Origin of the sequence: Clostridium pasteurianum (genome assembly GCF_001705235.1) — a bacterium.
GTDB lineage: Bacteria > Bacillota > Clostridia > Clostridiales > Clostridiaceae > Clostridium_S > Clostridium_S pasteurianum_A.
Genome location: NZ_MCGV01000001.1, coordinates 3,639,955 through 3,653,095, shown reverse-complemented (window position 1 = coordinate 3,653,095; position 13,141 = coordinate 3,639,955). Strand labels below are relative to the sequence as shown.

Genomic DNA, 13,141 nt, shown 5'->3' with positions numbered 1-13,141 from the left:
TTTAATAACATTTTACCCTATTTTTAATACCATTACAACATACTTATTTCACCAAATATATGTACCAAGATCTTCATATTAAATTTAAAACTTCATCAAGTTTATGCACTTCTTTATATGACTCATGACGCTTATTACCTTTTTTGTAATTACGATTTACCCATATTTTATGCCATCCTAATTTTGAACACGGCACAATATCCCACCAATATCCTTTAGCAATATGACAATGTTCTTTTTCTTTCAATTTTAACTTTTCTTCAACATATCTAAAAAATTCAAGTTGAGGCTTATATGCATGAATATCCTCTGCAAGAAAAACATCATCAAATACATTATCCAATGCGGCTAAGTGATAATTCATAATATCATGTACAGAATTTGACATAAGAATAAGTTTATGTCCTCTTCTATGTATTTCCTTAAGCGTTTCATTCACCTCATCAAAAGGCTTTAATTCTTTATGTACTGAAATAATTTCATAATACGCTTTGCTAAAAATATCACTATTTAATTCCATATCACAGTATTCCAAAACTTGTTTTATCAATTTATCATACGGAATATATTCCTCACCATACATAAGCCTATCTTCATAACTCACATAAATGTTTACAGCCTCTTTTGAATTCAGTCCATTCTTTCTTGCAATATTTGATATTGTATCAAAAATTGGTTTCGTATTAATCAGTGTTCCATAGCAGTCAAAGGTTAATATTTTATCCATTATCCATTCCCACCTTAAATTTAAAATTGTACTTTTTAATTAAATATTATTTCTGCAATTTGCTTATATTTTAATTCTCGTATAATGTTCTTTTTTATCTGAATGATGAATATACGCACCATTATTTAGCTGCACTTTGAGCGATGCAGGGTTATCAATATGAACACTTAAATATATTTCATTTTCTCTTATAATATCATTTGCCTTTTCTATTGCTAATGCTAAACCTTTGGATGCATACCCTTTACCTCGATAATTTTTATGTATGCCATAGCCAATATGTCCAGCACCGTTTTTCAAGGAATCCGTTAGGTGATGTCTTATCTTAAATAAGCCTACGATATTATTATCATCCCATAAAAAATACAATGTTTGTGGTACATAACCTTGAGGTAAATCTATACCCTTTGAAAATTTTATTATCTCCGGCAATGCTTTCTCAGCAAAAACTTCATATGAAAAGTCATAATATTTATTTTCAAAACCATTTTCATCTACAGGAGTATCCTTTAAAAACTGATATTCTTTTTCAGCATCTTTTACATTTGCCTCTTTCAAATAAATCATATACATCACCTCTTAGTTTTAACTTTTTTCTTTTAAATCAAATATTATTTATTAAATGAACCAATCTCAATAAGGTTTCCCTCTGGATCTGCAATATAGCATGTCCTCTGTCCCCATGGCTCTGTTGTTGGTTTCATCACCGATTTTGCACCTTTAGCAATAACATCTTCATATGTTAAATCCACATCCGCATGTTTAGGAACACTTAATGCTATTTCATAGTGACCATTTACACCCTTAGCATAATTAAATCTGTTATTTGTCATCTTCTCGAAATCATTTCTCCCATAAAACATAAATAATACTCCATCTTTTTTCACCATTACATTAGGTTCTTTTCCATCCCAATCAATTTCAAATCCAAGGACATCCTTATAAAAATCAACCATTGTTTTCATATCGCTGACAAACACTCCGATACCATCTAATTTCATTTTAATCATCCTTTCTTTTAAACTTTATAACTTCTATTATATAAATCTTTCAGTATTTCTCCTATTGGCAGATATATATTTAATATAAAACAGCATTATCCTAACTTGTTTTAGTCTCTTTTATTTTATCATAGTTTTTTTCTGTTCAGAACTAAAAACATTTTGTCCACTAGTCTAATCAGTAATTTTGAACGCAAAAGGTTCAAGAATCTAACTTTTAATTCTTGAACCCTTAGTGTCTATTATTTGTAGATTTTAAATATGTAATATCATAACAATTGGATGTAATAACTTCATTAATTAACTTTTCATCCACCTTAAGTTTTCCAAACTTGTCCACATAATTTTTATTTTAAACAAAAAGGATCTTCTGCTAAAGCATCTCCATTCATCTTATAGGCTGCTGCTCTACATCCTCCACATATTAAATTACTTTCACATTCCCCACATTTTCCTTTTAAATAGTTCCCTCTGTCTCTTAATTTGTTAATAACTTCGTTTCCATTCTCCCAAATATCAACTAATGATTCTTTATTTAAATCTCCAATTTCAATAGGCAGCATCGTACATGGATATATCTTCCCATCTCGCGTAATTATCATATTAACTATACCCGCAACACAACCACCAATTGGAATCTTTTGTTCTAATTCTTCATTAAACGCCTTAAATATATACTCTTTATTATAATTATTCATACATGGATCTTCTGTAATAACAAAATCAAATCCAAATTCTTTCTGCATGGAATGTATTTTATGTAAAAATTCAGTATGTTGCTTAGGAGTTAATGCTTTTAATTTATCTTCTTCAACATTATTAGGAACATATTTATTTAGTGACACACATTTCACATTTAACTTCTTTGCCAACTTAACAAAATCATACATTTGATCATAATTAGTATTAGATACTGTCATTCTCAAATATGGCCCTACGTCATTTTTTACAAGCTCCTTTACAGCTTCTATTGTTTTTTTAAACGTACCTTGTCCCCTATAAAAATCGTGTATTTTAACTTCTGAAGATTCAAGACTAATTTGAAATTTTTCTACTCCAAGCTTCTTTATTTCATTAATTTTATTTTCATCGATTAATGTACCATTAGTTCCTATTCCTATTTTACAATTTATAGCATCCTTTAGCCTTTGAGCATACTTAAATATATCAGGATGCATTAATGGTTCTCCCCCTAAAAAATCAACAGCATCAATATTCCATGTCTTTGAAAGTTTTAAAATTTCCTTAATTATTTTTTCGTCTAGCGCTTTTTGTTTATCTGACAAATCTACTCCTCGTCCATATTCATCATGATAACAATGCTTACATCTTAAATTGCATGCATCGGTAACATACCATGTAACTACAACCGTACCATTTTTCTCACACATAATTGCCATTACCTCCATAAAATTTAATATTAAAAACAAGATTCCAGAGTAAAATACACTTTAGATAAGTTATTTTACTCTGGAATTTCATTAACGCATTGATGATATGCACCACAAATTAATGCACTTTTTATTTATTCCTTTAAATCTCTTCATCTTTATCCCCCCTTCCTCTTAAACAATATTATGAGAATAAAATTAAAGATTAATTACAGGTTAACCTCTAACTTTAATCATAAGCAACTTATTTTATAGCCTTTTAAATATTTAGGAAGATTTTTTAGTTAAATAATTGTTAATACTAATATATTATTTTTTATATGTTACATTTAGTTAATTTTATAATATTTATTATATTATACCACTAATTTAATATTTTTAAAGCATTTTTTAATTTTTACATTTTATTATTATCACATTAATTGCATATTGCAGTAATTATTACGATTATGAAAAATTCAGTTTTCTAAAATTCAGGCTGTATTTTACACATAAAAAAATCAACTCATAGACACTTTCGTAACTCTGAGTTGGTTTTATATTCAAAACTTTATTTAATCTACCTCATCATTTATCTCTTCAAATCTATATATCTCTTTACCATTAACTTCTTTTTTGCCTAAAAACATATTAAGTGGTCTAACCCATACTTTCCTATCTCCATAAAGCGCCTCATAAACAACCATATCTTCAAGCGTTTCTGAATGCTTTGCTACATAAAGAACTAAATATTCTTTCCCCTTAAAATGCCTGTACCTTCTGCCTATTTTTATTTTTCTTTCTGCCATTTAATCTTTTACCTCCAATAGTAAAAAAGCTGAAAACAATGAAATTTATTTAAAAAAAGATAAAATCACTGTATCAACTAATGCAACAATCACAAATACAATAATTCCTTTTAAGAATGAACAAATGTGCTTTTTAGGGTTTTTATATGCATTATCTAATTTTTCTGTTCCTTTAAATCTCACTCTTTTTGCATTTCTCCACCAAATCATATCAATAATGAAAAAATCAAAAGCGTTAAGGGCCTCACCTAAAATTAAGATATTTATAAAATTTTGTTTTGAGCTATCAGTTCTTATAATAAAACCAAATAAAAACAACACTATAGAGAATATAAAAACATTTGATATAAACAACATATAAGAACTTTTCCTTACAATTTTATTTTTTAACCTATCATTATTGATTATTATGCCTTGTATTTCATCTGGGTATGAATCAAAACTTTTAATATTTTTTTCGTCACTTCCAGTTCCTAAAAAGCAAATTACGAAAAAGATTAAACATAAAACAATACTTTCTATTAACAATCCCATTACATCACTTCCTAGCTCTATAAGTTAAATAAAAAAAGCCGAGAAAAATGAAGATGTTATTCTCCATTATTCTCAGCTTTCTAATCAGAATAATTCTATCCTATTTATTCATAGCTTCTTCAACTGCAACGGCAACAGCAACACTTGCTCCAACCATTGGGTTGTTACCCATTCCGATTAATCCCATCATTTCAACATGAGCTGGAACTGATGATGAACCTGCGAATTGAGCATCTGAATGCATTCTTCCCATAGTATCAGTCATACCATATGAAGCAGGACCTGCTCCCATGTTATCTGGGTGAAGTGTTCTTCCAGTACCACCACCTGATGCAACTGAGAAGTATTTCTTTCCTTGAGCAATACATTCTTTCTTATAAGTTCCTGCAACTGGATGCTGGAATCTTGTTGGGTTAGTTGAGTTTCCAGTTATAGATACATCAACGCCTTCATGGTGCATTATAGCAACACCTTCTCTAACGTCATCTGCTCCGTAACATCTAACCTTTGCTCTATCTCCATCTGAATATGCAGTTTCCTTAACTATGTTAAGTTTTCCTGTATAATAGTCAAATTTAGTTTGAACATAAGTGAATCCATTAATTCTTGAGATTATAAATGCAGCATCTTTTCCAAGACCGTTTAATATAACTCTTAATGGTTTCTTTCTTGCTTTGTTAGCTGAGTTAGCAAGTCCAATTGCACCTTCAGCAGCTGCAAATGATTCATGTCCAGCTAAGAATGCGAAACAATCAGTTTCTTCTTTTAAAAGCATTGCAGCTAAATTTCCGTGTCCAAGTCCAACTTTTCTGTCATCTGCAACAGAACCAGGGATACAAAATGACTGTAATCCTTCTCCGATAGCTTCAGCAGCCTCAGTAGCTTTTTTGCAACCCTTTTTAATTGCTATAGCAGCTCCAACTGTGTAAGCCCAACATGCATTTTCAAAGCAAATTGGCTGAACTCCTTTAACTATATTATAAGCGTCTACTCCTTTTTCGTCGCAAACAGCTTTAGCTTCTTCTAATGAATTCATACCATATTTCTTAAGTACAGGTAAAATCTGATCTATTCTTCTTTCATAACTTTCAAATAATGCCATATCAATCTTTTCCTCCTATCTCTTATTCTTGTCTTGGATCTATAATTTTTGCAGCTTCTTTATATCTTCCATATGTACCTGTTGATTTTTTAAGAGCTTCAGCAGGTTCTACGCCCTTTTTGATGAATTCCATCATTTTTCCAAGGCTAATGAATTCATATCCTATAACTTCATTATTCTTATCAAGAGCTATGTGATTAACATATCCCTCAGTCATTTCAAGATATCTAGTTCCCTTAGCTTTAGTTCCGTACATAGTACCAACCTGGCTTCTAAGTCCTTTTCCTAAATCTTCAAGACCTGCGCCTACTGGAAGTCCACCTTCTGAAAATGCAGTCTGAGATCTTCCATAAACTATCTGTAAGAATAATTGTCTCATAGCAACATTTATAGCATCACAAACAAGGTCAGTATTTAATGCTTCAAGGATAGTTTTTCCTGGAAGTATTTCTGATGCCATAGCAGCTGAATGAGTCATTCCTGAACATCCTATTGTTTCTACTAAAGCTTCTTCAATTACGCCCTCTTTAACATTTAAAGTTAATTTACAACCACCCTGTTGTGGAGCACACCAACCAATTCCGTGTGTTAATCCTGATATATCTTTTATTTCTTTAGCTTGTACCCATTTTCCTTCTTCTGGTATTGGAGCTGGTCCATGATTTGGTCCTTTTGCTACACACATCATTCTGTCAACTTCTGCTGAATAAATCATATTAATATCTCCTTCCTTGCGACTAATATAGGTTTTTTTAACAAAGATTGCTCAATGTAAATAAAACAATAATTGTCAATGAATTCTTATATAACCCTTACTATTGTAACAAATAAGTATCGTTCAAACAATATGTTTTTTGTAAATTTATATTTACACACGAGCATTTTTGTATAATATTTAACAAAGTCATACTCTCTTTTCAATGCAAATTAGCTCTGGTGGACAATTAATTTGATTTATGAACTTGGTTACAAAAACATTATATTTTTTTTGATTAAGTGAAGCACAAAACTTTTCTACAGCTTCTTTTTCTGTTTTTCCACCTTCATGGCCATAATAAACATTTATTACTACTGCACCTTTTTGAGAGATTTTATCTAAAAGTTTTTTTAAAGCTTCTATAGTTGTTTCAGCTTTTGTTATTATATTATGCGTGTCACCTGGTAAATATCCTAAATTAAAAATTGCTGCCTTTACCTCTTCAGAAATATATTTATCTAAATTTTCATGTCCATCATTAATTAGTTTAACTCTTTCATCTTTCCCCTCAGAGTTTAGTCTATTTTTAGTATTTTCTAGAGCTTTTTTCTGGATATCAAAAGCATAAACCCTGCCCGAAGCTCCAACAAGGTCACATAAAAAGCTTGTATCATTTCCATTCCCAGCAGTACAATCAACTGCGGTATCTCCATTAGTTAAAATTTTCTCTAATATGTATCTAGATAAAGAAATGGCATTATTATAATTATCGTGCATTTCTTATGCATCTCCAATCACTTGTTTTTCTAAATAATAAAAACATACTTACTGCTCCTATGATATTTAAAATTGAAACCGCAGTCCAACTGTATGTATAACCAAATCTAGTTAAAACACCTCCCATTATGATAGGTCCAACTGCATAGCCAGAATCGCTAGTAATCATAACTAAAGAATTTATCCTTCCACGGTTGCTATTTAAGGTATTTTTCGCTATAAAAGAACTGTCATTTATAGCAATGGCTATTTCACCCAAAGTCATAATAAACATGGAACCAAAATATGGATAAACGCTTTTAAACATTCCAAAGGAAAAAAACACACTAGCATATACAAATCCTGAAATTGAGATTACAAATAAAGAATTCTTACTACTAAGCTTATGTGTAACAATAGGAGTAAATAAAATCACTACTAGTCCATTTAATGCAGCAAGTAAAGTGTATATAAATGCTCCATTAGACGAAAACATGTGTTTCATTTGAATTGGCAGTATAAAACTCCACTGTGCATAGGCAAATTGATAGGTAAACATAATGACTGCAAAGCACATAACTATTTTATTTTCTTTAATTACAGAAAAAATTGAATTTCTTTTATAAGTTTCATGAATTTCTTCTTTTTTATTGACTACTAGGGTTTCTTTTATATAAAATATGAAAATAACAATTGATGCCACTGTAGTAAAACTATCCACTATAAATATCAAAGGAAAAAATCTATTAAAAAGTATTCCAGCCATAACGGGTCCAGCTGCATACCCGATATTGCATCCCATATAAACTAAAGAAAAAGACTGCTTTCTATTCTTATCTGTAGTTATATCTCCAACTATTGAATCAAAAGCTGGTGCCGCAATTGCATATAAGCTTGAAGTAATCATTATTAAAATTGCCATAAATATATTGGGCTTCAAAAAAGCACATATAAAATAACTAAAAGCTCCTATACTTTGAAATATAATTATTGTTTTTCTTCTCCCAACAGAATCTATAATTTTCCCACCAATTATAATACATGGCCCCTTAGTCAAAAACATTACAGTTAAAAAGGTACCTGCCGCAACGGCACTAAAACCCATTTTAACTGTAAGTATAAGAGTCATAAGTGGAAATACGAAATTTCCCATAGAGTTTATTATTCTCGATATAAATATTATGTAAATTTCCTTTGGCAAACCTTTATATGCCTTTAAAAGAGTTTCCATATAAAATTTACCACCCCCATTGTATATAATAACACAAATAAAAAATTGCAGGGAATATGTGAAACGCTGCAATTTTTTATTTGTGTTATTAATTAATCTGCTGTTACATTAACAGTAATATTAAAATATTGCTTATGGGAAGAGTTCTTACTAACATAACTCAAAATAATATCCTGAGGCCCCTTCTTTAGTGGCATAAAATAGAAATTTTTCCTATCATAATTTATTCCAATTAGCTTCTTTGGATTTTTAAACGGAACCGACAATTTTGTTTTCTTTAAAAGTATTAAACTTGAATTATCAATATTATTCTGTATACTCCATTCGGCGAAAATAACACTGCTTTCATGCAGCGATATAATAAATCTTTGATTAACTCTACATTTTATATTCATACTTCCAGAATTATTAACAGTATAACTTTTTAATTTTCCCCTGGATCCATCAGGGAAATACACATATACTATTGCTTGTTTATCTGAATTATTTGAAACATTAAACTTCTGTTTACTTAAAAATTTATCCACTGGATCTATTTTAGACTTAGAAGAGGTATTTTTATTACTAGCGCCCTGCATATGCACTTTATTACCGCATCCACTGAAAATTAACAATAGTAAAATGTTAAGAAAAACTACAACCTTTTTGCAATTCATTATATCACCCTATTTTTTTCTCAAATTCTATTAATTTTTCATTTGCACTTGAATTTATAATATCTTCTTTCTTTGAATTCAAAACCATTAAATCCCTCTTAGTACTTACTCTATTTGATAAATCTATAATATATGATCGTGTAGGGGTTTCACTTATCTCTATAGAAACTAAAATCCACCCTAGCTCTATGAGTAATCTTTGTATATCATCTTTAAAATAGCTGCAAATGTTCTCTAATGTAGGATTTAATGTTGTAAACGGCTCTATACTATTAATATAAGAATCCTGATACTTATCCATGTATTTTTCGATATACTTTTCCACATCATTAAAAATAATAAATCCACTTGTAAGCTTTATGGTATCTATTATAATTTCCCAAGTGTGTGGATGTTCCTCTCCAAGTACACCTTTTATGTATATAGAATGAGAGGCATTAAGATAAAATTTAAATCTATATTCATCATATTTCAATTTAATCCACCTCCACTTTTAAATCATCGTTTTCTTCATTTTTTACTAAAAGCTTAAAAGATACACTGCATATGAAATCATAATTATTCATTTTAGATTTTATATAATCTATAATTCCACCTGCTACCTTTTTATCCCCATTAACTTTTAAAATAGCAAATTTGTTGTACGCAATTCTTGAAACCATACCCTTTTCCATAAAAATTTTAACTAAGCCATTTAAAAATTTGTCTGTTTTTTCACGTCCAAGCATCTTATCTATATCATGAATATTTTCTATTTGAGCCAAAATCACTACTATAGGTAAAAAAAGCGGTATGTCTATTTTTCTTATAATACTATAAAAGAACTCCATATTGTATGCTCCTGTAGTAGAATCATATATGCTGGCTTTTTTAAAATTGCTTTCCATTTTAGATAATTTTGATATAAACTTCTCTATCTGAATATTCTTTTCCGTTATGATTTTCTCCATATTAACTACTTTTTTAAAAGTAAAATACATATGAAGCAAAAATGCAGTAGATATTATAATTAAAATAGCTGTTAATATAGCAGCAAATATAATTATCCTGGTATCATGCTGATTAAGTAAGGTCTCTTCAATTAAATAATTTTCCGAAACAGAAATCCCTAAAATATAATTCTTATTCTTAACCTTAAAAGAACACCAGGAAACAATTTCCCTTCCAATTGAGTTATCCTTTATAACCTCGTCGCTTCCGCTTTCACGGTTTAAAACCAGCTCTTTCATATTATCAAAGTTTTTGCCACCATTATATTCCCAGGTATGAAAAAGATTTTTAATGCTCATATTTTTATACTTTGAGGTTACTGAATCATTTCGCTCAAAAATTACACCTTTATCGTCATATAAAAACATGTAATTATTTTTAGAGTTAGTTTCCTTTTTAATTATATCCTGAGCAACTTTTTTTCCTGCATCATCATAAGATAGCTTTCCTTCATTAATATATTTTTCAAGTTCTGCTTGAACTCTACCGCTGAATCTATTAGTCATTAAATACTGCTGTTGCATAAAAGCATTTATAACATTTCTCTTATTGTTATTTAGTTCATACGCTGCCGCATACCACAGCGTAAAAATAGTAATTACATTGGCCATAAATAGTATAAACATTTTTATTACAAATTTTTTCTGCTCTTTATCTTTCATTAATTATTCACCAAACGCCTTATTTTTTTTATTTTTAACACTACCATTTTAAAATCCGATTTAACAACCTTTAAAAATGCTGCATATTCCTCATGTATGTTTAAGGTTTTCCACTGACTTTGAATCTTTATGCTGTTTATAATTCCAGCAAACCTTATCCAAAATATAACGAAATTATATAAAGGAAGTAAAAATATATAGTACCATTTAGAAGTATAGTACTTCCTAATATTTTTGTACTCTTTAAGGTATGATCTTACATTAAGAAAAAACAAAAATGCAGACAGAACATATAGTACATATATCATTCCCATGGAGCTACAAATCAAATTTGGTGGATAACCCATGAAAAAGAGAAATATTATTGCAAAGTACCATATCATTCTAGGAAAAGCAAAAGTATGATCATACATAAGTACTCTTATCATGAAGTTACCAACAAAGCCAATGGATGCCACCATTTTATCTTGAAGAAACATATGCGAAACCTCAAGCTCACCTCTCTGCCACCTCTGCCTCTGGGTATAAAGTTTATCCATGTCATCTAATGGATCTACAAAAAACAATGCATTCTCACATAAATAAACCTTTTGTTTTAAAAACTTTCTTACCTGAAAAGTTATATGTGTATCCTCACAAACGGTTTTACTGTTATAAAGTTGAGTTTTCAATATTGTAGACTTTCTAAAAGTTGAAAATGCACCTGAAAGAGTATAAATGCTATTTAATTCCGATTCGAAGTTTCTTCCTGCTAAAAATGCTGATGCATATTCATAAAATTCGCATCGCCTTACAAGTCTTAAAAGTTTTCCCTCGGTTTTTTCTATGCTGTGAATATCACTCAAAATTGCTCCCGTCATGCAGTGTATATCAGGATTATTTTCAAAGCGAACTACTATATTCCTTATGGCATCAGGATGAAGCTTTCCATCACTATCAATGTGAATTATATATTTGCCCTCGCTGTTAAAAAGAGCCATATTAAGTGCCTTTGATTTCCCCTGCTTTGCATTCATATATCTCATAGAAAGATCCTTAAACTCTTTCTGGCACTGACAGAAAACTCCAAAGCTATTATCGCTGCTCATGTTATTAACCAAAATTAAATCAATAAGCTCTACTGGATAATTTGAATCATATATAGATTTAATACATCCTCTCAAAGTATCTTCTGAATTATATACAGGTATAATCACTGTAATTTGAGGCAGCTTACCAACAAATTTATCTTTACTATTCACATCAAAAGCTTTTCTTACAAGAATAAAAAATCCTCCAATTGCCGGTATTATCTCCATAATAAAAGGTATTATAATCCATGCCATCCATGAAATTATTTCTTTTAAGCTCTTACTTAGAAGCATATTCATACGAAACATTACCTACCTTCTGCCTTTTTATCTGTGACTTTGTAAACACATAAAAATATAAAATTATAGAAAGTACATAGAATACAATTCTTCCAAATATAGTGTGTGCAAAATAAAACATACTGTCTCCATAATGATGCACTATAACACATATTATAAGAACTCTTAAAACATTCGCCATAAATATCCAAAGCACTCCAATTATGTTATACATTATTTTCTCTAACACATTATATAGTGGAAAAAACCATAAGAGAGCAGCAAAAGCAAATATCTCTATAACACCGGAGCATTCATAATCTATATACATGGAAACACTTGAATCAGCCGTTGATATAAATATAAGCGCATATTCATAGTAAGCTTTAAAATATCCGGTTAAATCTCCAATAACCCCACAGACTGCTGTTAAAGATGTTGTTAAAACTCCTATTACATACTGCTGGAGGAATACAAGTAGAAAAAAGAATGCTCCTACAGAACCTATTAAAAATTTAAAAAAGTACAATTTTGCCCTCATTAAAACCGATACAATGTATACCCATATAATAAAAAGTATAATTAAAATTATCTTCATGCCTGAGCCTTTATTCTTCTATGCAGAGAAAGAAATGCTCCTGCTGCAGCTACAATACCGCACAATATAACACCAACATATGGTCCTGTGCTTCCTGTTTGAAATACAACACATCTATCACCTAAATCTGGGATTTTAAGTGTTACATTAGAAATCCCCATTGAGTTTCCACTTTGAAATTCACTTAAAGGTATTCTAAACTCAGCTTGATCACTAGTTTTGCCATCATTATTATTTCCACGTACAACATAGCCGTCCTGCGATACAGCCCTATATCCTCCATCCATATCATAAATCGTAACACGTCCAACTTTAGGCTCATCAGGTGCAATTTGAAAATGTTTCATTTGTCCATTACTCATAGAGCATTCTATAACATATCTATCTAGTCTCTGACCACCTTTAGTTCCCATTTTTATATTAAGATATAAATTTGAACTATCAGTACACTGCCTAACACTGTGAACCTGCTCCGTTGCTACACTTGTATATCTTAAATATGTTACCGGCTTGCCATTCCAATCATCAAAATATCCATCAAGTGTTACTCCATTTTGAGCCGCCAAAGTATTCATAGGAAACATAATGCAAATAATTATACATACAAAAAAACAATCTTTTAGTAACTTTTTCACTATAATTCACCCTTCCCCTATATA

16 protein-coding genes are annotated in these 13,141 nt (G+C 30.1%); all 16 read right to left on the bottom strand.

Annotated elements, in window-relative coordinates:
• Positions 1-73: 73 nt before the first annotated feature.
• Complete coding sequence (locus tag BEE63_RS16335) at positions 74-727, bottom strand: HAD family hydrolase (RefSeq protein ID WP_066022388.1); 654 nt, start codon at positions 725-727, stop codon at positions 74-76.
• Between the two features lie 63 nt (positions 728-790).
• Complete coding sequence (locus tag BEE63_RS16330; protein WP_066022387.1) at positions 791-1,294, bottom strand: GNAT family N-acetyltransferase; 504 nt, start codon at positions 1,292-1,294, stop codon at positions 791-793.
• Positions 1,295-1,338: 44 nt separating this feature from the next.
• Entirely contained in the window at positions 1,339-1,728 is a 390-nt protein-coding gene (locus BEE63_RS16325; protein ID WP_066022386.1) for a VOC family protein, read from the bottom strand.
• Between the two features lie 347 nt (positions 1,729-2,075).
• Positions 2,076-3,119: a radical SAM/SPASM domain-containing protein gene (locus BEE63_RS16320; RefSeq protein WP_066022385.1), complete on the bottom strand. Its 1,044-nt coding sequence runs from the start codon at positions 3,117-3,119 to the stop codon at positions 2,076-2,078.
• Positions 3,120-3,673: 554 nt separating this feature from the next.
• The gene (locus tag BEE63_RS16315; RefSeq protein WP_066022384.1) at positions 3,674-3,907 is read right to left on the bottom strand and encodes a DUF1653 domain-containing protein; all 234 of its coding nucleotides are present in this window, start codon (positions 3,905-3,907) and stop codon (positions 3,674-3,676) included.
• A gap of 45 nt (positions 3,908-3,952) precedes the next feature.
• The gene (locus BEE63_RS16310; protein WP_066022383.1) at positions 3,953-4,441 is read right to left on the bottom strand and encodes a hypothetical protein; all 489 of its coding nucleotides are present in this window, start codon (positions 4,439-4,441) and stop codon (positions 3,953-3,955) included.
• Between the two features lie 100 nt (positions 4,442-4,541).
• On the bottom strand, positions 4,542-5,543 hold the full coding sequence (locus tag BEE63_RS16305) for a GGGtGRT protein (protein ID WP_066022382.1): 1,002 nt from the start codon (positions 5,541-5,543) through the stop codon (positions 4,542-4,544).
• A gap of 22 nt (positions 5,544-5,565) precedes the next feature.
• Positions 5,566-6,258, bottom strand: coding sequence for an iron-sulfur cluster assembly scaffold protein (locus BEE63_RS16300; protein ID WP_066022381.1), 693 nt, complete (start codon positions 6,256-6,258; stop codon positions 5,566-5,568).
• A 189-nt stretch (positions 6,259-6,447) separates the two neighbouring features.
• Positions 6,448-7,017: a class I SAM-dependent methyltransferase gene (locus tag BEE63_RS16295; RefSeq protein ID WP_066022380.1), complete on the bottom strand. Its 570-nt coding sequence runs from the start codon at positions 7,015-7,017 to the stop codon at positions 6,448-6,450.
• Positions 7,007-8,227: an MFS transporter gene (locus BEE63_RS16290; protein WP_066022379.1), complete on the bottom strand. Its 1,221-nt coding sequence runs from the start codon at positions 8,225-8,227 to the stop codon at positions 7,007-7,009. Before BEE63_RS16290 ends, BEE63_RS16295 begins: the two co-directional genes overlap by 11 nt.
• A 92-nt stretch (positions 8,228-8,319) precedes the next feature.
• Positions 8,320-8,883: a hypothetical protein gene (locus BEE63_RS16285; RefSeq protein WP_066022378.1), complete on the bottom strand. Its 564-nt coding sequence runs from the start codon at positions 8,881-8,883 to the stop codon at positions 8,320-8,322.
• Positions 8,884-8,887: 4 nt separating this feature from the next.
• Positions 8,888-9,358, bottom strand: coding sequence for a 6-carboxytetrahydropterin synthase (locus BEE63_RS16280; RefSeq protein ID WP_066022377.1), 471 nt, complete (start codon positions 9,356-9,358; stop codon positions 8,888-8,890).
• 1 nt (position 9,359) lies between these two features.
• Entirely contained in the window at positions 9,360-10,535 is a 1,176-nt protein-coding gene (locus tag BEE63_RS16275; RefSeq protein WP_066022376.1) for a hypothetical protein, read from the bottom strand.
• On the bottom strand, positions 10,535-11,914 hold the full coding sequence (locus BEE63_RS16270; RefSeq protein WP_242874820.1) for a TIGR03111 family XrtG-associated glycosyltransferase: 1,380 nt from the start codon (positions 11,912-11,914) through the stop codon (positions 10,535-10,537). The genes BEE63_RS16275 and BEE63_RS16270 overlap by 1 nt, the downstream gene beginning before the upstream one ends.
• Complete coding sequence (gene xrtG, locus BEE63_RS16265) at positions 11,886-12,482, bottom strand: exosortase family protein XrtG (protein WP_066022375.1); 597 nt, start codon at positions 12,480-12,482, stop codon at positions 11,886-11,888. The genes BEE63_RS16270 and xrtG overlap by 29 nt, the downstream gene beginning before the upstream one ends.
• On the bottom strand, positions 12,479-13,117 hold the full coding sequence (locus BEE63_RS16260; RefSeq protein ID WP_066022374.1) for a Firmicu-CTERM sorting domain-containing protein: 639 nt from the start codon (positions 13,115-13,117) through the stop codon (positions 12,479-12,481). Before BEE63_RS16260 ends, xrtG begins: the two co-directional genes overlap by 4 nt.
• Positions 13,118-13,141 lie beyond the last annotated feature (24 nt).

Excerpts from the sequence above, each read along its gene's own strand:
- BEE63_RS16335 (WP_066022388.1), bottom strand. The coding sequence starts at position 727 with ATGGATAAAATATTAACCTTTGACTGCTATGGAACACTGATTAATACG.
- BEE63_RS16330 (WP_066022387.1), bottom strand. The coding sequence starts at position 1,294 with ATGATTTATTTGAAAGAGGCAAATGTAAAAGATGCTGAAAAAGAATAT.
- BEE63_RS16325 (WP_066022386.1), bottom strand. The coding sequence starts at position 1,728 with ATGAAATTAGATGGTATCGGAGTGTTTGTCAGCGATATGAAAACAATG.
- BEE63_RS16320 (WP_066022385.1), bottom strand. The coding sequence starts at position 3,119 with ATGTGTGAGAAAAATGGTACGGTTGTAGTTACATGGTATGTTACCGAT.
- BEE63_RS16315 (WP_066022384.1), bottom strand. The coding sequence starts at position 3,907 with ATGGCAGAAAGAAAAATAAAAATAGGCAGAAGGTACAGGCATTTTAAG.
- BEE63_RS16310 (WP_066022383.1), bottom strand. The coding sequence starts at position 4,441 with ATGGGATTGTTAATAGAAAGTATTGTTTTATGTTTAATCTTTTTCGTA.
- BEE63_RS16305 (WP_066022382.1), bottom strand. The coding sequence starts at position 5,543 with ATGGCATTATTTGAAAGTTATGAAAGAAGAATAGATCAGATTTTACCT.
- BEE63_RS16300 (WP_066022381.1), bottom strand. The coding sequence starts at position 6,258 with ATGATTTATTCAGCAGAAGTTGACAGAATGATGTGTGTAGCAAAAGGA.
- BEE63_RS16295 (WP_066022380.1), bottom strand. The coding sequence starts at position 7,017 with ATGCACGATAATTATAATAATGCCATTTCTTTATCTAGATACATATTA.
- BEE63_RS16290 (WP_066022379.1), bottom strand. The coding sequence starts at position 8,227 with ATGGAAACTCTTTTAAAGGCATATAAAGGTTTGCCAAAGGAAATTTAC.
- BEE63_RS16285 (WP_066022378.1), bottom strand. The coding sequence starts at position 8,883 with ATGAATTGCAAAAAGGTTGTAGTTTTTCTTAACATTTTACTATTGTTA.
- BEE63_RS16275 (WP_066022376.1), bottom strand. The coding sequence starts at position 10,535 with ATGAAAGATAAAGAGCAGAAAAAATTTGTAATAAAAATGTTTATACTA.
- BEE63_RS16270 (WP_242874820.1), bottom strand. The coding sequence starts at position 11,914 with ATGTTTCGTATGAATATGCTTCTAAGTAAGAGCTTAAAAGAAATAATT.
- xrtG (WP_066022375.1), bottom strand. The coding sequence starts at position 12,482 with ATGAAGATAATTTTAATTATACTTTTTATTATATGGGTATACATTGTA.